Below are 20,495 nucleotides of genomic sequence, written 5' to 3'. Positions count from 1 at the left end.
GTGTCTCCTGACGGAATGAGGAAAACGCTGACAGCGCTCGGGCTGGGCCCGAGCCTGCCAACGCCATACCCAAACATGCTGCGACGCAAACGTCTTCATGGCAGCATGCGGACCTGATGTGCGTCCGCCCCCGCGGACGAGCCGGCGCGCTTTACACTGGATTCTCGTGTGCCACAGCACGGTAGCTGCGCGCCCCTGCCCGATCGACGGCCGCTTTGACCAGGCCGAAAATGAGGCCCTGCACGCCGGCGGCCACCAGTGCTTGCCCGCCCGAGCGGTTCAGGTCTTTGGGGTCTGGAGGCCCCTCCCCCGAGTCGTCGAATCGTTCCCACACCACGCGGAAGACTTTGCCCGCGAGCAGGCCGCCCACGACGCTGAACGCAGCCGACAGCGGCAAATACAGTGACTTCGATACCGTGCTCATCGTGCTCCTCGCATATCTCACGGTCCCGACTGATCCGGGCCGTGGCTGAGAGTTACCCCGGCTGCGACCAAGCCAATCGCCCAAAACGCCTCGGCGACACCTGGAACACCAAAGGCTGGATGCCTCAGGACACTCGTCGAGACCGCACGATGGGCCGGAACGAATCGGCGTCGGCGGCCGCCCAGTCGAAGGCCCAACTTTCGGGTGCCTGCTCGATGAGCTCGCGAGGCTGCAACCACTCGTAGAGTTCCGCGTAGGAGAGCTGCTGAGTGGCCGAGACTTTCTTGCGCAGCAGATGCGGTGACAGCAATGCTGGATCGGCGATCCCCATCGAACCCATGATCTTCATCGCCTGCTCGACGGTGGCCTTCTGGTAGCGATATACGCGCGCGCTTTTGTCGCCGACGTCCAGCGCTCGTGCCCGCCTCGGATCCTGAGTGGCGACCCCGACCGGGCAGTGATTCGTGTGGCACCGCTGCGATTGGATACACCCGATGGCCATCATCATGGCGCGCGCGGCATTGGTGTAATCGGCGCCCTGAATGAGCCGCTTGATGATGTCGTTGCCCGCGGCCACCTTCCCGCTGGCGCCGATGCGGATCACGTCGCGCAGGCCGGTACCGACCAGCGCGTTGTGCACCGTCATCAATCCGTCGGTCAGCGGAAGCCCGACGTGGTCCTCGTATTCCAGTGGCGCAGCGGCCGTTCCGCCCTCCGCACCGTCGACGATGATGAAATCGGGTGTCACCCCTTCGGCGAGCATCGCCTTGCAGATCGCCAAAACGTCCACTCGCGAACCCACACACAGTTTGAACCCCACCGGCTTGCCGTCACAAAGCTCACGCAGCCGGCCCACAAACTGGATGAGCTCACGTGGAGTTGAAAACGCCGAATGCGCAGCAGGACTCACACACTTCTCGCCCGCGGGCACCCCACGATATTCGGCGATCTCCTTGCTCACCTTCGACGCGGGCAGCACGCCGCCCACTCCGGGTTTGGCGCCCTGACTGAGTTTGATCGAGACACATTTGACCGCATCGTGTGCGGCCTTGTCGGCGAACTGCTCAGGGTCGAAGTGCCCGTCGCTGGTGCGCGTGCCGAAGTAGCCGGACCCGATCTCCCACACCACGTCCGCGCCCCCGAGATGGTAGGGCGTCAACCCGCCTTCGCCCGTATCGTGGGCGAAGCCTCCCCGTCGCGCTCCGGCGTTCAGGGCTTTCAATGCGTTGGCCGAGAGCGCTCCGAAACTCATCGACGACACGTTCAGCAAGGCCATGTCATAGGGCCGGGTGCAGTCCGGGCCCCCGATGCGAACCCGGTAGGGCTCCGGCGGGGGCTCCACGGGTGCGGTGGAGTGCACGAGGTACTCGTACCCGGGCTGGTCGACGTCCCGTTCGGTGCCATACGACAGCTCGGCCACGGTGCCCTTGGCCCGCTCATAGATCAGTGAGCGGACGTCGCGGTCGAACGGTCGGCCGTCAAAATTGCGTTCGATGAAGTACTGCTGCAGTTCGGGCCGCAGTGCCTCGAGCAGATACCGCATGTGCCCGATCACGGGGTAATTGCGCAGCACAGAATGACGTCGTTGAGTGACATCGAAGACACCCACGGCGGCCACCCCACCTACCACCGCCGCGGCAATCCACCACACCCAACTACCGAATAGCGCAGTAACGGCAAGACCTGCCGCAGCCGCGGCCAATGCCGCGACGATTCCGAACCGAATCACACCGACCCTCTTCATCTGACGAACCGCTGTCGGCGTAATACCCAGAATCAGCCGTTTCAGGCACCATTTACCTGTGGATCCGCTGCAACAAGCAGCGCCGTGTGCCACGGGGTCTCTGGGTGGAGGCAGTCGTCGGGGTGGCCCGGACATCTCGACCGCGGCACCGGACCGTCAAACCTGCAACGAAGATTGCGAAGGGACGCCGCCTGCTGATCCGAAACCTGCCAGTCGCGGCACGCCAAATCGATCAGGTGATCGACACCAGCTCGTGGACCGGGTCGATAGGCAGGTCCGCATCGACGGTGGCGGTTACTGCGACCCGGTTGAGGGTGACCGCGCCGTTGTGGTTATCCAGAAAAGCGATGTCTGCGGCATCGCGGCCAGTCGCGATGCGCACCAACGATTGTCGTGGAGCCAATCCCGTCGCGTCGACGACATACCATCGTCCGTCAACCAGCGCTTCGGCAACAGTGTGGAAGTCCATCGGCATACACCCTGGCGCATATACGGCGACCAGACGGGCCGGAACTTTCACGGCACGCAACAGCGCAACGACCAGGTGGGCATAATCGCGGCACACTCCCCTACCCGCGAGCAGCGTGTCCACCGCGCCGTCGATCGGATCGCTGGAGCCCGGCACGTAGTTCAGCCGGTAACCCACCCAATAGGACACCTTCTCCAATAATGTTGCCGCATCAGAGTATTGGCCAAACTCCGTTGCCGCGAAGCCGTACAGCCTGTCAGCTTCGGCGAATCGACTGGGCCGTAGGTACAGCGTTCTGTCGTAGTCCGTGACCGGCGCCGGGTCGGTGTGACCCGCGATTGTCGCCGAGTAGCTGACGCTCACGTTGCCGGCATGCGCATCGAACGTGTGAATCCGGGTGCCGTGCGCGCCACAGATCTCGCGGGCCTGCACTTGGTCGCCGTCCAATGTAAAAGACAGCGATTCCTCTACCGAGGCTCCTGGATGGGGCGCGACCGCGATCTGGAACTCCAGAGTCGTCGAAGCGGTCACATCGATGTTGAGTTCCGCACCCACCTGTCGCTGCACACTGCAAATGATGCCAGCACCCGACCGATGCCGCTGCCTGCGCGCGTAGCCGCGCCAGAACGAGAAGTCCTACTGCCTGACCATGACACCGGCAATACTGGGGCTGTGGGGGATCGGGATCTATCGCGGGGCAGATGTCTTGGGCACAACTACCGCCGTGGCGGTGAGCGATGACCCAGGTACTTGTCTCCGCAGGTATCGCGCTGGTCGTGGCACTCCTCGTGACCGCGGTGTTGATCGGCGCATTCACCAGAAGGGGACTCGGTCAGCCGATCCGAGATGAGGCCCCGCAAACCCACCAACGCAAGCGCGGAACCCCAACCATGGGCGGTATCGCGATCCTGATCGCGATCTGGGTAAGTTACCTGGCCACCAACCTCATTGGACTTACGCAGGGTGGGGATGGCCCATCGGCGTCTGGTCTGCTCGTCCTCGGTCTGGCCACTGCATTGGGCGGCGTCGGATTTGCCGACGACTACATCAAGCTACGACGTGCCCGCAATCTCGGACTGAACAAGAGAGCCAAGTCCGCCGGCCAACTGGTCGCGGCCGTGCTGTTCGGGGTACTCGTACTGCAGTTCCGCAATGCTGATGGTCTGACGCCCGCCATCACGGAGGTGTCCTTCGTACGTGGCATTGCCGCGCTCACTCTCCCGCCTGCGCTGTTCGTGGTGTTCTGCATCGTCGTCGTCTCAGCGTGGTCCAATGCCGTCAATCTCACCGACGGCCTGGATGGGCTCGCAGCGGGCGCCATGGCCATGGTGAGCGCGGCATATGTGCTGATCACGTTCTGGCAGTACCGAAACGCCTGCGCGGTCTCACAAGCGGCTGGTTGTTACCAGGTGCGTGACCCTCTCGACCTGGCGGTGGTTGCGGCGGCGACCGCGGGCGCTTGTATCGGATTCGTCTGGTGGAACGCGGCACCGGCCAAGATCATCATGGGCGACACGGGCTCGTTGGCGCTCGGCGGCATCATCGCGGGCCTGTCGGTAACCAGTAGCACCGAGATCCTGGCGGTCGTCTTGGGCGCTCTCTTCGTCGTCGAGGTGACCTCGGTCGTCATCCAGGTCGTATCGTTCCGCACCACCGGCCGAAGGGTCTTCCGCAACTCCCCGCTGCACCACCACTTCGAACTCATGGGCTGGCCGGAAACCACACTCACCATTCGGTTCTGGCTGATCGCCGCGATCGCGTGCGGACTCGGCATCGCGCTGTTCTACAGCGAATGGCTGTCGGCGGTCAGAGTCTAAGCAACTCCACTCCCGCCCGTTTCTAGCTGCGCGCGATGCGACTACCGGTACATGAGCGACGGATGCGGCCATCGATGCGGCAGAGCCAATGACCTACTGGCCGTCGCAATTGGCAACGAGTGTGGGCTCATCCGTCGGCGGGCAAGGCCGTGTGCCAGTGGGAACTGCCGTTCAGCCGCAATGTGCCGTCGAATTTGAAACCCTTGCAGCATCATCTTCTGTCCACCGTCCGGAAGAGGCGCCCATGAGCGACCAAGACGCTCCGCAACAGAGGCCGCTTGAGGGATGGATGGTCCTCGCCGACGTTGTGTCGGATACGGCTCCCGGCATCGCCGAGTTCATGGTGCTGCTATCCAGTCTGGCTCGGGTCACGGCCGAGGGCCAGCTTGATGGTTTGGTGGAGATGGCGGCTTCCCGGTTCGGCATGTCGCCCCAGATGTACAGAGCCCTGCAGAACTCGTTGGCCGACAGCGCTTTCCCGCTCAGTGCGGACGTGCTCGTTGATGCGCTTGTCGCCGCGGGCGGGCGACTCTCGCCCGCGGAGCGGGAGTTCATCATGGCGCCGAATGGGCTGGCTGATGCGGTGGCCACTCTGTTTCGCAGGTCGCCGCGGATGGGCGACGACGGTGAGATCGAGGAGCTCCATGGCCGTCTTGCCGACTATGTGACCGCTCTGCACGCCAGTGCGGACGTCGTCCTGCAGGCGTCGTGTTCTATCGAGGTACCGGGGTATCTCGGTGCGGTGCCAATCGATTGTGCGCGACTTGCGCACACTTGGCCGCCGCACGATCTGCTAAGTGTTGCTGAGCTTTCGTACGGTCAGTCGCTCCGCGAGACTTTCACAGGCCGGGTGCATGCGCCAGGACCAGTCGGTGAAGGACTTACCGGCGGAAGCTCGGTCAGGATCGATTATGAGCACAAACATGGTTACGACCCCAGCATCAATGATCATTGTGTGGAGGACTTCTACCGGAACTGGAATCTGCCAGGAGTCAATTCATGGGTCTACACCCTTAATGCCACCGAGGGATATCTCCAATTTGCCAACAACGTCGCGGCCAAGCAGCTCGAGAAACACCGCGACGCCATCACCAAGGAAGTCAGTAGTAAGACAACGAAGCTGGCTCAGGACATCGCCGACAAAATCGCCCCGCAGTTGGCCACCGCACTCGGGGTGAGCGCAGTCGCCGCCAGTGCCATCCTGCATCCTCTCGTTCCGTTGGCCGCCGCCGCGGCTGCCGCCGCGGTCGGAATCGTCGTCGACAAGATCGTCGGTGCATTCGGGAGCAACAAGCTCACCACCTGGTCGGTAGGCCACACCGTCGTGACCGACTCGATGATGGTCCCCTTGTCGGTCTTCACGCTGTCGCGCACAGACGGGCCAACAAAACTATGCGAACTCGCCACCGGCAAGGGTAACAAGAAGAAGCTCTCCCGCGCCTACGCCAACTCAGACCCCTTTGAGCGGGCTCGGTTCATGCTTGGCACCACCACGGAGCGCGAGATGGATGCGGTGGAGTTTGACCCAAGCTACTTCGGGCTGGTCGCAGAGAAAGGTAAGGAGCCGCTGGCGTGGCATGACCCATATAGAGCCAGGGGTGGCTTCCGGGTTCTATTGCCGCACAGCAGGTCTGGCTCGAAGGGCATGTACGTCTCTGCGGTGTGCGCTGACGTCCGTTACGGCCACATCGGACAAGGGGCAGACGACGATAAGTAAGCAGCTGGTCGCGCCAGCATAGCTGTCTCTCCGGGTATCCGTTCTCAGTCGGCGTCTCACATTCCTGATCACTGAGCTCGGTAGATCGCGACGTTCTCGCTCGATGCCGCGCACGACCTTCACAAGCATTCACTGATCACCGCGCGGCCCCTAAGCGTGCCGCGACGTCACTCCCCCGTCGACGACAATCTGCGTCCCCGTGATGAACGACGCCTTCGGCGACATGAGGAACGCGACGGCCGCGCCGATCTCGTCGGGTTGCCCCAGCCGGCCCAGAGGCGCCGCCGATACAAACGCCGACTTCACCTCGGGAACAGCCAACGCGTCAGCCAGCATCGGGGTTTCGATGAAGCCCGGGCACACGGCATTGACACGAATTCCCAAGGGTCCCAACTGACCTGCCATCGAGCGGGTCAGGCCCAGCAGGCCGGCCTTCGACGCGCAGTACGCCGGGATGAACGGATTGCCAACCAGCCCTTCGATACTCGATATCCCCACGATCGCCGGGGCCGCACCACCGGCAAGCGCCTTCTCGAAATGCGGCAGCAGCAGTTGGGACAGCAGCGCCTGCGCGCGCAGGTTCACGTCGACGACGGCGTCCCAGGATTCGACAGTGAACATCCCGACCGGTTCCGGCAGCACCCGGCCGGCGGCGTGCACCAGTCCGTCGATGCCGTCCATCGCCGCGGCGGCCTGCTCGACGGCGGCGGCCATGGAGGCGGTGTCACTCACGTCGACGACGACGCCGTGCGCGCCGAGCGATTCAGCCACCGACACCACCTGCGGTGAAATGTCGAACAGCGACACCGCGCGGCCGTCGGCGATCAGCGCCCTGGCCGACGCCAAGCCGATACCGGATGCACCGCCAGTGACCACCACACCACTCATGTCATACCCCATCCATCAAATACGCTCCGCCATGTAGCGGAATGCCGAACGGCTCGGACATTACGCGATACGGGCCGACCCCAGCGTTTCAACGCCGGAATTCATAGCGAGTCATGGTTGGCTCGACGGGTCATGACGAAACGTATTGCGCTGCTACTGACCTGCACGCTGATCCTCGGCACCACCGGATGCTCGATGTTCGACAGCCCGGAGCCAGAGGACGCTTTCAACGCGTTTGCTGATGCGTTGCACCGCAAGGACTCCAGCGCCGCCGCCAAAGACACCACCGATGCCGGCGCGTCGGAAGCGGCCATCAAGTCCATGTTCGACGGCATGGGCAAAAACGCCACGATCGACGTCAAGGCCACGGCCGGCGAAGGTGACAACAAGTCGACGGGCAAACTCGCTTACACCTGGTCGTTCGGCCCGGGGCGCGAATTCCGTTACGACACAACAGCAATCGCCACGAAAGTCGGCGAGGACTGGAAAATCCGCTGGGCCCCGGCACTTTTGCATCCCAAGCTTCGACAGGGCGGCACGTTCCAGTTCAGCGAAGACAAAGCACTGCTGACACCCGTCATCGATCGCAACGGCCAGCCGCTGCTCAACTGGCAGACGGTCGGCGTCATCACCCTCGGCCGCGACCACCTCGACTCCGCCACGGCGCTGGCTCCCGTGATTGCCCGGTTCGACAACACCATCACCAGCGAATCGATCGCAGCCGAGTTCAACGGCAACCAGGACGACCGCGTCACCGTCATCAAGCTCCGCGAGGCCGACCTCGCCCAGGTCGCCGACGAACTCACCCAGATTCCCGGCGTCACCGTCACCAAGCAGGGCGCATTGCTGACCGCCGACCCGAACCTGCACTCGCCGGCCATCAGCGGACTGCCCGAGGTCTGGCAGAAGGCCATCGACGCGACCGCCGGCTGGTCGGTGGATCTGGTGGACGACCAGGGCCAGCCCACCGACGAACTCACGAACAACGCCCCCGCGGACACCAAACCCGTCCGCACCACCTTGGACCCGCGCCTGCAGCTCCTCGCGCAGCACGCCGTGGCCACCGATCCCCGCCCGACGGTGCTCGTCGCCATCGCCCCCAGCACCGGCGCCATCCTCGCCGCGGCCCAGAACGACGCCGCCGACGCGCAGGGACCCATCGCCTTCACCGGCCTGTACCCGCCGGGGTCGACGTTCAAGACCGTCACCACCGCGGCCGCCCTCGAGAAGGGGCTCGCGAAGGCCGACACCCCCGAGCCCTGCCCGGGCACCGTGACGATCGAGAACCGCACCATCCCCAACGAGGACAAGTTCGATCTCGGCACCGTCCCGCTCGAGCAGGCCTTCGCGCATTCGTGCAACACCACCATGGGCGCGCTGGCCGACAAGCTCCCCGCCGACGCGCTGCCCAACACGGCCAAGAACCTCGGTATCGGCGTCGATTTCGTCGTCCCTGGCATCACCACGGTGACGGGCAAGGTGCCCAACGCCGACACCCCGGCGCAGCGCGTCGAGAACGGCATCGGCCAGGGCACCGTCACGGTCAGCCCGTTCGGGCTGGCCGTCGCCGAGGCCAGCCTCGCGCACGGATCGACTATCACGCCGACGCTGCTGCCCGGCCAGCAGACCACCGCCAGCACGCCGTCGACCCCGATCGACCAGCCGACCGCCGACGCCCTACGCGCCATGATGCGGCTGACCGTCACCGAGGGCACCGCGACGGCGCTCAAGGACATCGACGGCCTCGGCGGCAAGACCGGGACGGCCGAATTCGGCGACAACACACACTCGCACGGTTGGTTCGCGGGCATCGCCGGGGACCTCGCGTTCGCGACGCTGGTGGTCGGCGGGGATTCGTCGGCACCCGCGGTGGCCGTCAGCGGAGACTTTCTACGGCCGGCGCTGGCCGGGTAACGGCGTGCCAATTTCGCCAATTGGCCCAGCACTTGGGATTCTTGGCTGATGCGGGTTGACGGACGCGAGGTCGCGGTCTCGGGCAGCCTGCTGCAACCGATCACCCGACGGACCAACGACATCCTGCGTCTGGTGGCCGCGACGGCGTTCCTCATCACCGTCGTCACCAGCTCGCTGATCACCCGCAACGACTGGGTTCGGCTGGAACGGTCGGTGTCACGGATCGTCGGCGTGCTCACGCCGACCCAGTCGAACCTCGTCTATATCGCCTACGCCATCGCGATCCTGGCGCTGCCGTTCGTCATCCTGCTGAGCCTGCTGGTCACGCGGCAATGGAAACTGCTCGGTCCGTATGCCGCCGCCGGGCTGATCGCCGTGCTGTCGCTGTCCATCAACTCCAACGGCATCGCGGCGCCGAACTGGCATTTCGACCTCTCCGACCGCCTCAACACCGTCTTCTCCCAGTTCCTCGACGACCCACGCTGGATCGCTCTGCTGGCCGCGGTGCTGACGGTGTCGGGCCCATGGCAGCCGGCCCGGCTGCGCCGCTGGTGGTGGACGCTGCTGCTGGCGTTCGTGCCCATCCATCTGGTGGTCAGCGCCATCGTGCCGGCGCGGTCACTGCTGGGTCTGGCCGTCGGCTGGTTCGTCGGCGCGCTGGTGGTTCTGGTCAGCGGCACCCCGGCACTCGAAGTTCCGCTGGCCGGTTCGGTGCAGGCGCTGGCTCGCCGCCAGTTCGACGTGTCGGCGCTGACGGTCATCCGGCCGGCCGGCACCGGGCCACTGGTGCTCAGCGCCGATTCGGCCGACGGGACGCGCGCCGTCGTCGAGCTCTACGGGCCGAACCAGCGCGTGGGCGGCGCCATGAGCCAGCTCTGGCGCAAGATCACCCTGCGCAACGACGAGACCGCTCCCCTGCAGACGTCGATGCGCCGCGCCGTCGAGCACCGCGCCCTGATGACCATCGCGGTCGGCGACCTCGAGCTCGCGAACACCCGGACGGTCGCGCTCGCGGCACTCGACCGCGGCTGGACGATGTTCGCGCACACCCCGGCGAGCGGCGTTCCACTGACCACCGAGACACCGGTGACCGATGTATGGCGTGCGCTGGGCGCGCTGCACCACCATCAGATAGCGCACGGCGACCTGCGGGCTTCCGAACTCACGGTCGACGACCGGGCCGTCCGGTTCGGCGGCTTGGGCAACTCCGAGTACGGCGCGTCCGATGTGCAGCTGCAATCTGACGTCGCGCAACTACTGGTGACGACGACCGCCATGTACGGCGCCGAGGAGGCGGTCGCCGCGGCCATCGAGCAGTTCGGTGAGGACACCGTGCTGACCGCGTCGCGCCGGCTGACCAAATCGGCCATGCCGCAGCGGTTGCGGGAGTCGCTGCCCGATTCGCGCAGCGTGATCACCGCGGCCCGCGACGAGGTGAAGCACCAGACCGGCGCCGACCGCATCAAGACCGAGACCATCACCCGCTTCACCCGCAACCAGGTCATCCAGCTGGTCCTGCTCGTGGCGCTGGTGTACGTCGCCTACCCGTTCATCAGCACGGTGCCGACGTTCTTCTCCGAGCTGCGGACCGCCAACTGGTGGTGGGCGCTGCTCGGCCTTGCAGTGTCGGCGCTGACGTACGTCGGCGCAGCGGCAGCATTGTGGGCCAGCGCCTCGGAGGCCGTGAGCTTCAAGAACCTGACCATCATGCAGGTGGCGAACACCTTCGCCGCGACGACGACGCCCGCCGGCGTCGGCGGCCTGGCGCTCAGCACACGGTTCCTGCAGAAGGCCGGGCTCGGCGCCTTGCGCGCGACCGCCGCGGTGGCGCTGCAGCAGTCGGTTCAGGTGCTCACCCACGTGGCGCTGCTGATCTTCTTCAGCGCGGCGGCCGGCGCATCGGCCGATCTGTCGCATTTCGTCCCGTCATCGACGGTCCTTTATCTGATCGCCGGCGCGGCACTGGGTGTGGTGGGCACGTTCATGTTGGTGCCGCGGGCCCGCCATTGGCTGGGCACCTCGGTGCGACCGCGGCTGACCGAGGTGTGGGCCGACCTGGTCAACCTGGCCCGCGAACCCCGGCGTCTCGGATTGATCGTGTTGGGTTGTGCCGCAACCACTCTGGGCGCAGCCCTGGCACTGTGGGCGAGCGTGGAGGCCTTCGGCGGGTCGACGTCGTTCGTGACGGTGTGCGTCGTGACGATGATCGGTGGGACGCTCGCCTCAGCCGCCCCGACCCCCGGCGGTGTGGGCGCCGTCGAGGCGGCACTGATCGGTGGCCTGGCCGCGTTCGGCCTGCCCGCCGCGGTCGCGGTGCCGTCGGTACTGCTCTACCGGGTGCTGACGTGCTGGCTGCCGGTGTTCATCGGGTGGCCGGTGATGCGCTGGCTGACCGAGAAGGACATGATCTAGGCCCGCCGCGGCGTGTCGTCATCGGCGTGTCGGGCCGCCTTGTGACGCATGCGATCTGACGGCGTCAACTTTCCCTGACTGTGTCAGGGAAAGTTGACACTTCCCAGCGAAAGGTGCCGAGGGGGCCGGTGCCGAAGTTGTGGCTACCGGCCGCCCTCAGCCGTCGGCGGCCCGCTGTCGCCGCTACATCTTGGCGAGCATGCCGTTCATCGTGGTGATCTCGGCCTGCTGCGCCGTGATGATCGCCTGGGCCATGGCCTTGGCGTCGGCGTTGGTGCCGTTCTTCAGCTCGTCATTGGCCATGGTGATGGCGCCCTGGTGATGCTCGACCATCATCTGCAGCCACATCTTGTCGAAGGCCGCGCCGGACAGACCCGTCAGCTCGGTCATCTGCTGCGGGGTCATGAGGCCGGGCATCGAGTGGCTCATGGTGGCCGACGGTGCGGGCTTGCCGAAGCCGGCGAGCAGCGTCGTCATCTGCTGCATCTCAGGGGCCTGCGCCTTCTCGATGGCCGTGGCGAGGTCCTTGACCTGCTGGTTCTGCGAGCGGGTCGGCACCAGCTTGGCCATGTCGACGGCCTGCGCGTGGTGCGGGTACATCATCTGCAGGAACATCACGTCGGCGTCGTTGAAGGTGGCGGCCGGCGCGGCGGTGCTGGTGCCCGACATCCCGGGCATCGAGTGGCCAGGCATGTCGTGGCCCGACATCGGCATGGACGAGGTGGTGGCGGACATGGTCGAGGCCTGCTCATTCGGCGGGCTACAGGCCGCGAGTGCGATGGCGGCAGCGGTTCCGGCGACGGCAACGGTGGCGATAGATGCGATTTTGAACATGGTTGAACTCCTTACGAATTGGATGGGTTGACGCGGGGCGCGGCCCATCAGATTCGGAGGAGCGACAGTTCCGCGAGGGTCAGCACCGTCCACGGCGGGGCTCTTTGCCTGCGCCGCAACGCCTGTCGAATGCGCGCCTCCACGTTCTGCCGGGGCGCGACACCGAGCCAGTACAGCAAAGCCAGACCCAGGATGGTCAGCAGTTCGGTCATGACGAACACGCACGCATGAAAACCGTTGTGTCCGTTGCAGTCGCAGGCATCCGACATGGACGTATGCGCAACTGGCGCACTCGTATGGTGATGCACCGCGACCTGCGCGTGGTGCGACGGAACGTGCGCGGACGTGACGACCAGCGAATGCATGCCGATGATGCCCGCGATCAGGACGAGCATGCCGACGACGTGTAATCGCGTGCTGCGATGCGTCACGTCGGCCTCCGGTTCGGGTGTCGGTATGCAAATCATAGTACCCGAGGGGGGTATATCTACGGGAATAAATCTGCCGGTCGATGCCGACCGAACCACACTCAGGCACTCATTGCCGGTGGGCCGCGTCACAACACCGTTCCCGCAGTGGTGACTTTCATAATCGCCGGACTCGTCAGTTAGTTAGATTCGCTACTAGTGTCGACATATGGGTCGGGAAGCCTTGAGTCACAGCATTATTGGGGCAGCGGAATCGCTGGAACAATACGTCCAGCCAAATGGCGCCATCGTCATACCTGACGGCATCACGCTGACGTCGTTCCTGGAACGCAACCGCGCGGCGATGGGCGACCAGCCGTCGTACCGGTTCATCGACTACGCGCAGAACCCCGACGGCGAGATCATCGAACTCAGCTGGAACGGCCTCTGGGCTCAGGTTAACGGCGTCGCGGCCCGGCTGCAGCAGGTGACCAAGCCTCGCGACCGGGTGGCGATCCTCGCGCCTCAGGGCGTCGACTACGTCGCCGCGTTCTTCGCAGCGGTCCACGCCGGGAACATCGCGGTGCCATTGTTCGCGCCGGCCCTCGCCGGGCACACCGAGCGCCTGGCCGCGGTGCTGGCCGACGCCAAGCCGGCCGCTGTGCTCACCACCACTGCCGCCGCCGAAGCGGTCCGCACGTTCATCAAGACGCTGCCCGCGGCCGAGCGCCCGCGGGTGATCGCCGTCGACGCCGTGCCGGACACCCTCGCCGAGATGTACGTCAACCCGGAGGTGGGTACCGACGATGTCGCCTACCTGCAGTACACCTCGGGTTCGACGCGCACCCCGGCCGGTGTGGAGATCACGCATCGGAACGTGTGCACCAACGTCATTCAGATGATCCTCGCCGGCGGCCTGGACACCGACATCCGCAGCGTGAGCTGGCTGCCGCTGTATCACGACATGGGCTTGATCATGATCATGTTCCCCGCGCTGTGCGGCGGCCAGATCAGCCTGATGGACCCGATGGCGTTCGTCCGCCGGCCCTACCGGTGGATCCGGCGGCTGGCCGACGAGGCCGCGCACGGCCGGACGTTCGCGGCCGCACCCAATTTCGCCTTCGAGTTGTGTGCGCAGCGTGGCCTGCCGCCGGAGGGCGAGGACCTGGATCTGACCAATGTGGTGACGCTGCTCAACGGCTCCGAGCCCGTGACACTGCCGTCCATCGAGCAGTTCATGGAAGCCTTCAAGCCGTACGGGCTGCCTGAGACGGTGGTGAAGCCGTCGTACGGCATGGCCGAGGCCACGCTGTCGGTCGCCAGCATCGGTGCGGACGAAAAGCCGTGCGCCACATATCTGGACCGTGATGAGCTCGCGGCGGGCCGGGCCGTCGTCGTCGGCCGGCACGCGGACGGTGCGGTCCCCCACGTCTCGTGCGGGCAGGCCATCCCCGACCAGTGGGTGGCGATCGTGACGCCCGACGGCGACGAGGCCGCCGACGGCGTCGTCGGCGAAATCTGGTTGCACGGCAACAACATCGGTCGGGGTTACTTCGGCCGGCCCGAAGAGTCGGAGCGGGTGTTCGGCAACAAACTGCAGACCCGCCAGACCGTCAGCCACGCCGACGGCGCCGAGGACAACGCATTGTGGTTGGCCACAGGCGATCTGGGCGTTTACGTCGGCGGTGAGCTGTTCGTCACCGGCCGCATCAAGGATCTCGTCATCGTCGACGGCCGCAACCACTACCCGCAGGACATCGAGGCGACGGTCAGCCGCGCCTCGTCGGCCGTGCGCTCCGGCTACGTGACAGCCTTTGCTGTACCTGGTGATTCGGGTGAACAACTGGTCGTGGTGGCCGAGCGCGCGGTGGGCGCTGGCCGTGCCGAATTGGAGCCCGTTGCCGAGGCCGTGCGGGCCGCGGTGTCGCGTCATCATCAGGTTCGGGTCGCCGAGGTACGCCTGGTCGCGGCGGGCCGCATCCCACGCACGACCTCGGGCAAGCTGGCGCGCAGCGCCGCGCGAACGGAGTTTCTGGCCGGTCAATTCGACTAGCGATCGGCGTCTCGGGCCCTGTTGCGGCACTTCCGATTTGGGGCCGCCGCAGCCCACTGGGGCACGAGTCGTCAGAGTTAACAGAACGTTATTTGTCGATCGCGCCAATTTGCGCCGCCGTGCTCGCTGCTCGTGTTGGATGACGGGGTAGCCCCTTGAGTAGGGCCCATTCCGCCGATGGGAGCACCGAGATGACGGAGCAGCGCCCCGACATCGTCATCCTGATGACCGACGAAGAACGCGCCATCCCGCCGTACGAAACCGACGACATCCTCGACTGGCGTCACCGGACTCTCACGGGCCGGCGGTGGTTCGACGAGAACGGCGTCAGTTTCACCCGGCACTACACCGGCTCGCTGGCGTGCGCACCCAGCCGGCCGACGCTGTTCACCGGTCAATATCCCGATCTGCACGGCGTCACCCAGACCGACGGTCTCGGCAAGCGGTACGACGACTCGCGGCTGCGGTGGCTGCGTCAAGGCGAGGTGCCGACGCTGGGCAACTGGCTGCGCGCCGCCGGGTACGACACGCATTACGACGGCAAGTGGCACATCTCGCACGCCGACCTCGAAGACCCCAAGACCGGCAAGCCACTCGCGACCAATGACGCCGACGGCGTCGTCGACCCGGTGGCCGTGCAGGCCTACCTCGACGCCGACCCACTGGGGCCGTACGGCTTCTCCGGCTGGGTCGGGCCGGAGCCGCACGGGGCAGCCTTGTCCAACAGCGGTTTTCGGCGGGACCCGTTGGTGGCCGATCGCGTGGTCGCCTGGCTCGACGACCGCTACGCGCGGCGGCGCGCCGGCGACACCGATGCGCTGCGGCCATTCCTGTTGGTGGCCAGCTTCGTCAACCCCCACGACATCGTGCTGTTTCCGGGCTGGGTGCGCCGCAGCCCCCTGCTCGACTACCCCGTCCTCGAACCGCCGCACGTTCCCGCGGCGCCGACGGCCAGTGAGGATCTGAGCGACAAGCCGGCCGCGCAGGCCGCCTTCCGCGAGGCCTACTACTCCGGCTACGGCCCGGCCGCGGTCATCGAACGCACCTACCGCCGCAACGCGCAGCAGTACCGCGACCTCTACTACCGGCTGCACGCCGAGGTCGACGGACCGCTGGACCGGGTGCGCCGGGCCGTCACCGAGAACGGTTCCGAAAACGCCGTGCTGGTGCGGACTTCCGATCACGGCGACCTGCTCGGTGCGCACGGCGGGCTGCACCAGAAGTGGTTCAACCTGTACGACGAGGCGACGCGCGTCCCGTTCGTCATCGCCCGTATCGGCGCCGACGCGACCGCCGCCCGCGAAGTCAATGCGCCGACGTCACACGTCGACCTGGTGCCGACGCTGCTCGGTGCAGCCGGGGTCGACGTCGACGCCACCGCCGAAACCCTGGCCGCCGCGTTCACCGAGGTGCATCCGCTGCCCGGCCGCGACCTCATGCCGGTGGTGGATGGTGCTGCGGCCGAACAGGATCGGTCCATCTACCTGATGACGCGCGACAACATCCTCGAGGGCGATACCGGGGCGTCGGGTGCAGCGCAGGCGATCGGCGCCAACACGAATCCGCCCGCGCTGCTGCGCATCAAGGTGCCCGCGAACGTCGCGGCCAACTTCGAAGGGCTGGTCTCGCGCGTCACCAACGCCGAGGCGGCCGGCGGTGCCGGACACCTGTGGAAGCTGGTCCGCACGTTCGACGATCCGGCGACCTGGACCGAACCGGGCGTGCGGCATCTGGCGGCGAACAGCCGGGGCGGCGACACATACCGCACCGACCCGCTCGACGACCAGTGGGAGCTCTACGACCTGACGGCCGACCCGATCGAGGCGTCCAACCGCTGGGCCGACTCCAGCCTGCACGAGCTGCGCCGGCATCTGCGGACGCAGCTCAAGCTGGTCCGGACGGCGTCGGTGCCCGAGCGCAACGATCCGTGGCCGTATGTGAGCAGGCGGCCACCGGAGCCGGGCAGCGCCGTCCGGCGCCTGCTGTGCCGGTTCCGCCCGTAGCCAAACCCGCTGGTCACGCCCTCGCGATTACAGGTTTCGCCTGGTCGGCCAATAGCATGTCTGGTGCCATGACCGACACCGCCCCCGCCACCAGTTCCGCCTCAGCGACCGGCTCCGCCAGCCGGGTCGCCACCGAAGCCGCCCGTCGCCGTACGTTCGCCGTCATCAGCCACCCGGACGCCGGTAAGTCGACGCTGACCGAGGCGCTGGCACTGCATGCCCGGGTGATCACCGAGGCGGGCGCGATCCACGGCAAGGCGGGCCGCAAGTCCACGGTGTCGGACTGGATGGAGATGGAGAAGGCCCGCGGCATCTCGATCACCTCGACGGCGCTGCAGTTCCCGTACCGCGACTGCGTCATCAACCTGCTGGACACCCCCGGCCACGCCGACTTCTCGGAAGACACCTACCGGGTGCTGACGGCCGTCGACTGCGCCGTGATGCTCATCGACGCCGCGAAAGGCCTTGAGCCCCAGACCCTGAAGCTGTTCCAGGTGTGTAAGCACCGCGGCATCCCGATCATCACGGTGATCAACAAGTGGGACCGCCCGGGCCGGCACGCGCTGGAGCTGATGGACGAGATCCACGAGCGCATCGGGCTGCGGACGACGCCGCTGACCTGGCCGGTGGGCATCGCCGGCGACTTCAAGGGTGTGATGGACCGCCGCAAGGGCCACTACATCCGCTTCACCCGCACCGCCGGTGGCGCCACCGCCGCGCCGGAGGAGCACATTCCGGCGGACAAGGCGCACGACGCCGCCGAAGGTGATTGGGACACCGCTGTCGAAGAGTCCGAACTGCTGTCGATGGACGGCTCGGACTACGACCGCGAGACCTTCCTGTCGGGCGAATCCTCGCCGGTGCTGTTCACCTCGGCAGCCCTGAACTTCGGCGTGAACCAGCTGCTCGACGTGCTGGTGGAGCTGGCGCCCTCGCCCGGCGCGATCGTCGACGTGGCCGGTGAGCCGCGTCCGGTGGATTCGCCGTTCAGTGCGTTCGTGTTCAAGGTGCAGGCCGGCATGGACAGCTCGCACCGGGACCGGATCGCCTACGCGCGGGTGTGCTCGGGGACGTTCGAGCGCGGTGATGTGCTGACCCACGCCGGAACCGGCAAGCCGTTCGTGACCAAGTACGCGCAGTCGGTGTTCGGGCAGCAGCGCTCGACCCTCGACGACGCCTGGCCCGGTGACGTCATCGGCCTGGCCAACGCGGCGGCGCTGCGCCCCGGCGACACGCTGTATCGCGATGTGCCCGTGGAGTTTCCGCCGATCCCGAGCTTCTCCCCCGAGTACTTCTCGGTGGTCCGCGGCAAGGACCCGAGCAAGCACAAGCAGTTCCGCAAGGGCATCGAGCAGCTCGACCAGGAGGGCGTCGTCCAGGTGCTGCGCTCGGACAAGCGCGGCGAGCAGGCGCCCGTGTTCGCGGCCGTCGGCCCCATGCAGTTCGAGGTGGCCGCGCACCGGATGGCCACCGAGATCGGCGCGGCCATCATGATGGAATCACTGCCGTACCAGGTGGCGCGGGTCGTCGAGCCCGAGGACGCCGAGTTCATGAGCAAGCAGGTGTCCTGCGAGGTGCTGACCCGCTCCGACGGCGTCATGCTCGTGCTGTTCTCGACACCCTGGCGCCTCGAAGGGTTCCAGCGGGACAACCCGTCGATCAAGCTGCGTTCTCTGGTGGCGGCAGCCGACAGCTAGGCACGTCCTCCTCGAAGGTGCGCGCACCTCGGCGCTCAGCGCTTACGGTGTAGAGCACCCAAGAGAGAGGACGACGAGTTGGCCACCGCCACTCCAGCGACCCCCGCCACCCCGACACTGCGTGAACTGACCGTCCGCGGCGTCCTGCTCGGCGGCGCCATCACGCTCGTGTTCACCGCCGCCAACGTCTACCTCGGACTCAAGGTCGGCCTGACGTTCGCCACCGCGATCCCGGCCGCGGTGATCTCGATGGCGGTGTTGCGCAGTTTCGCCAACCACTCGATCGTCGAGAACAACATCGTGCAGACGGTGGCGTCGGCGGCGGGCACGCTGTCGGCGATCATCTTTGTGCTGCCCGGATTGATCATGATCGGCTGGTGGACCGGCTTCCCCTACTGGACGACGGTCGCGGTGTGCGCTGTCGGCGGCACGCTCGGCGTCATGTACTCCATACCCCTGCGGCGGGCCCTGGTCACCGGAACCGACCTGCCCTACCCCGAAGGCGTCGCCGCCGCCGAGGTCCTGAAGGTCGGTGACGGCACCGAAGGAGTGGAGGCCAACCGCACCGGGCTGAAGGTCATCACGTTCGGATCTGTTGTGTCGGCCGCGTTCGGCTTGCTGGCGAATCTCAAGCTGCTCGCGAATTCGGTTACCGCATATACCCGGATCGGTGCGGGCGGGACGATGTTCAGCGCCGGCCTGTCGATGGCGATGATCGGCGTCGGGCATCTGATCGGTATGACGGTCGGTATCGCGATGCTCGTCGGGCTCGTCATCTCGTTCGGGGTGTTGCTGCCGATCCGCACCAACGGCGCTCTCACAGGCAGTGAACCGATCGGCGACATCATCGACGGCATCTTCGTGCACGAGGTGCGGTTCGTCGGCGCCGGCGCCATTGCCGTCGCGGCGATCTGGACCCTGCTCAAGATTCTGCGCCCGATCCTCAAGGGCGTCACCGATGCGCTGGTGTCCGCGCGGGACCGGCGGCAAGGTCAGGTCGTCGAACTCACCGAGCGCGACATCCCCTTCCCCATAGTGGTCGGCACCGTCGTGGTGATGCTGCTGCCGATCGCCGTACTGCTGTGGGATTTCAGTCGCGGCACTGTGCTGCAAGGTCATTCGGCCGGGATCATCGCGGCGAGCCTGGTGTTCATCTTCGTCATCGGGCTGGTCATCGCGTCGGTGTGCGGGTACATGGCCGGGCTGATCGGCTCGTCGAACAGCCCGATCTCCGGCGTCGGCATCCTGACGGTGCTCATCGCTGCGCTGTTGGTCAAGGTGGTGTTCGGGTCTGCGTCGGCTGGGCAATCCACGGCGCTGGTGGCGTTCACCCTGTTCGCGGCCGCCATCACGTTCGGTGTCGCGACCATCTCGAACGACAACCTGCAGGACCTCAAGACCGGCCAGCTCGTCGGTGCCACGCCGTGGAAACAGCAGGTGGCGTTGGTGATTGGCGTGGCGTTCGGGTCGGCGATCATTCCGCCGGTGCTCAACCTGATGCAGCGGGCGTTCGGGTTCCTGGGCGCTCCCGGGGCCGGCGACCATGCGCTGGCCGCACCGCAGGCCGCGTTGATTTCGTCGTTGGCCAAGGGCGTTTTCGGCGGCTCGCTGAACTGGGGACTGATCGGGCTCGGCGCCGTGATCGGGGTGGTGGCCATCGTGGTCGACGAGACCCTCACCCGCACTTCCCGATTCGCGCTGCCGCCGCTGGCCGTCGGCATGGGCATGTACCTGCCGATGAGCCTGACGCTGATCATTCCGTTGGGCGCATTGTTGGGCTGGTTCTACAACCGCTGGGCTGACCGGACGGGCGGCGACGTGGAACGCAAGAAGCGTCTGGGCGTGTTGTTGGCGACCGGCATGATCGTCGGCGAGAGCCTCTACGGGGTGGTGTTCGCAGGGTTCGTAGCCGGGACCGGTTCCGACGAGCCGTTCGCACTGTTCTCCGGTTTCGGCGGATCTCTTCCCGAAATGATCGGCGTCGTGGCCTTTGCGGCGGTGCTCGGGTGGATGTACAAGCGGACGCGCACGATTGCGGGAAGTGAGCCGGTTTTGGCTGAGCGCTGATGCGTCGAGTGTGCGGTCAGCGCGCTGCTAGCCAGTTTTCGCGGTCCTG

General features: G+C 66.3%; 14 protein-coding genes. 8 read left to right on the top strand and 6 right to left on the bottom strand.

The window, feature by feature from the left end:
- Positions 1–151 precede the first annotated feature (151 nt).
- The 3 genes from ACWW1C_RS07095 to ACWW1C_RS07085 all read right to left on the bottom strand — a co-directional run bounded on the left by ACWW1C_RS07095 (position 152) and on the right by ACWW1C_RS07085 (position 3,192).
- Positions 152–424 (bottom strand): DUF4235 domain-containing protein, encoded by a 273-nt coding sequence (locus tag ACWW1C_RS07095; protein ID WP_455982778.1) that lies wholly within the window; start codon positions 422–424, stop codon positions 152–154.
- 124 nt (positions 425–548) lie between these two features.
- Positions 549–2,153 (bottom strand): FMN-binding glutamate synthase family protein, encoded by a 1,605-nt coding sequence (locus ACWW1C_RS07090; protein WP_455982777.1) that lies wholly within the window; start codon positions 2,151–2,153, stop codon positions 549–551.
- Between the two features lie 247 nt (positions 2,154–2,400).
- Complete coding sequence (locus ACWW1C_RS07085) at positions 2,401–3,192, bottom strand: transglutaminase-like domain-containing protein (RefSeq protein ID WP_455982776.1); 792 nt, start codon at positions 3,190–3,192, stop codon at positions 2,401–2,403.
- Positions 3,193–3,374: 182 nt separating this feature from the next.
- On the opposite strand from ACWW1C_RS07085, the gene mraY reads away from it, so the two are divergent.
- The gene (mraY, locus tag ACWW1C_RS07080) at positions 3,375–4,454 is read left to right on the top strand and encodes a phospho-N-acetylmuramoyl-pentapeptide-transferase (RefSeq protein WP_455982775.1); all 1,080 of its coding nucleotides are present in this window, start codon (positions 3,375–3,377) and stop codon (positions 4,452–4,454) included.
- Between the two features lie 244 nt (positions 4,455–4,698).
- Positions 4,699–6,171 (top strand): hypothetical protein, encoded by a 1,473-nt coding sequence (locus tag ACWW1C_RS07075; RefSeq protein WP_455982774.1) that lies wholly within the window; start codon positions 4,699–4,701, stop codon positions 6,169–6,171.
- Positions 6,172–6,321: 150 nt separating this feature from the next.
- On the opposite strand, the gene ACWW1C_RS07070 is transcribed toward ACWW1C_RS07075, so the two are convergent.
- On the bottom strand, positions 6,322–7,059 hold the full coding sequence (locus ACWW1C_RS07070) for an SDR family NAD(P)-dependent oxidoreductase (RefSeq protein WP_455982773.1): 738 nt from the start codon (positions 7,057–7,059) through the stop codon (positions 6,322–6,324).
- Positions 7,060–7,191: 132 nt separating this feature from the next.
- Between ACWW1C_RS07070 and ACWW1C_RS07065 the strand changes: the two genes are divergently transcribed.
- Positions 7,192–8,973, top strand: a complete 1,782-nt coding sequence (locus ACWW1C_RS07065; RefSeq protein ID WP_455982772.1) for a penicillin-binding transpeptidase domain-containing protein — start codon at positions 7,192–7,194, stop codon at positions 8,971–8,973.
- Positions 8,974–9,021: 48 nt separating this feature from the next.
- Positions 9,022–11,385, top strand: a complete 2,364-nt coding sequence (locus ACWW1C_RS07060) for a lysylphosphatidylglycerol synthase domain-containing protein (RefSeq protein WP_455982771.1) — start codon at positions 9,022–9,024, stop codon at positions 11,383–11,385.
- Positions 11,386–11,568: 183 nt separating this feature from the next.
- Here ACWW1C_RS07060 and ACWW1C_RS07055 read toward each other — a convergent pair whose 3' ends face one another.
- Positions 11,569–12,219 carry a DUF305 domain-containing protein gene (locus ACWW1C_RS07055; RefSeq protein ID WP_455982770.1) on the bottom strand — a complete coding sequence of 217 codons (651 nt, stop codon included), beginning with the start codon at positions 12,217–12,219 and terminating at the stop codon, positions 11,569–11,571.
- Positions 12,220–12,266: 47 nt separating this feature from the next.
- Positions 12,267–12,650: a DUF6153 family protein gene (locus tag ACWW1C_RS07050; RefSeq protein WP_455982769.1), complete on the bottom strand. Its 384-nt coding sequence runs from the start codon at positions 12,648–12,650 to the stop codon at positions 12,267–12,269.
- 205 nt (positions 12,651–12,855) lie between these two features.
- Here ACWW1C_RS07050 and ACWW1C_RS07045 point away from each other — a divergent pair, with 205 nt between their 5' ends.
- The 4 genes from ACWW1C_RS07045 to ACWW1C_RS07030 all read left to right on the top strand — a co-directional run bounded on the left by ACWW1C_RS07045 (position 12,856) and on the right by ACWW1C_RS07030 (position 20,446).
- A complete protein-coding gene (locus ACWW1C_RS07045; protein WP_455982768.1) occupies positions 12,856–14,679 on the top strand; it encodes a fatty acyl-AMP ligase in 1,824 nt (607 codons plus the stop codon).
- 191 nt (positions 14,680–14,870) lie between these two features.
- The gene (locus ACWW1C_RS07040) at positions 14,871–16,682 is read left to right on the top strand and encodes a sulfatase-like hydrolase/transferase (protein WP_455982767.1); all 1,812 of its coding nucleotides are present in this window, start codon (positions 14,871–14,873) and stop codon (positions 16,680–16,682) included.
- Positions 16,683–16,750: 68 nt separating this feature from the next.
- Positions 16,751–18,379 (top strand): peptide chain release factor 3, encoded by a 1,629-nt coding sequence (locus tag ACWW1C_RS07035; protein ID WP_455982766.1) that lies wholly within the window; start codon positions 16,751–16,753, stop codon positions 18,377–18,379.
- 78 nt (positions 18,380–18,457) lie between these two features.
- Positions 18,458–20,446 (top strand): OPT family oligopeptide transporter, encoded by a 1,989-nt coding sequence (locus ACWW1C_RS07030; RefSeq protein WP_455982765.1) that lies wholly within the window; start codon positions 18,458–18,460, stop codon positions 20,444–20,446.
- The last annotated feature ends 49 nt before the right edge of the window (positions 20,447–20,495 follow it).

The sequence above is a fragment of the Mycobacterium sp. HM-7 genome (assembly GCF_053852335.1).
Note: the sequence above shows the minus strand (reverse complement) of the source record. Positions and strands in the feature narration are given on the sequence as shown.

Bases quoted from the DNA above. Each gene is read 5' to 3' on its own strand.
- ACWW1C_RS07035 (WP_455982766.1), top strand. From the start codon at position 16,751: ATGACCGACACCGCCCCCGCCACCAGTTCCGCCTCAGCGACCGGCTCC.
- ACWW1C_RS07075 (WP_455982774.1), top strand. From the start codon at position 4,699: ATGAGCGACCAAGACGCTCCGCAACAGAGGCCGCTTGAGGGATGGATG.
- ACWW1C_RS07095 (WP_455982778.1), bottom strand. From the start codon at position 424: ATGAGCACGGTATCGAAGTCACTGTATTTGCCGCTGTCGGCTGCGTTC.
- ACWW1C_RS07060 (WP_455982771.1), top strand. From the start codon at position 9,022: ATGCGGGTTGACGGACGCGAGGTCGCGGTCTCGGGCAGCCTGCTGCAA.
- ACWW1C_RS07055 (WP_455982770.1), bottom strand. From the start codon at position 12,219: ATGTTCAAAATCGCATCTATCGCCACCGTTGCCGTCGCCGGAACCGCT.
- ACWW1C_RS07065 (WP_455982772.1), top strand. From the start codon at position 7,192: ATGACGAAACGTATTGCGCTGCTACTGACCTGCACGCTGATCCTCGGC.
- ACWW1C_RS07070 (WP_455982773.1), bottom strand. From the start codon at position 7,059: ATGAGTGGTGTGGTGGTCACTGGCGGTGCATCCGGTATCGGCTTGGCG.
- mraY (WP_455982775.1), top strand. From the start codon at position 3,375: ATGACCCAGGTACTTGTCTCCGCAGGTATCGCGCTGGTCGTGGCACTC.
- ACWW1C_RS07040 (WP_455982767.1), top strand. From the start codon at position 14,871: ATGACGGAGCAGCGCCCCGACATCGTCATCCTGATGACCGACGAAGAA.
- ACWW1C_RS07045 (WP_455982768.1), top strand. From the start codon at position 12,856: ATGGGTCGGGAAGCCTTGAGTCACAGCATTATTGGGGCAGCGGAATCG.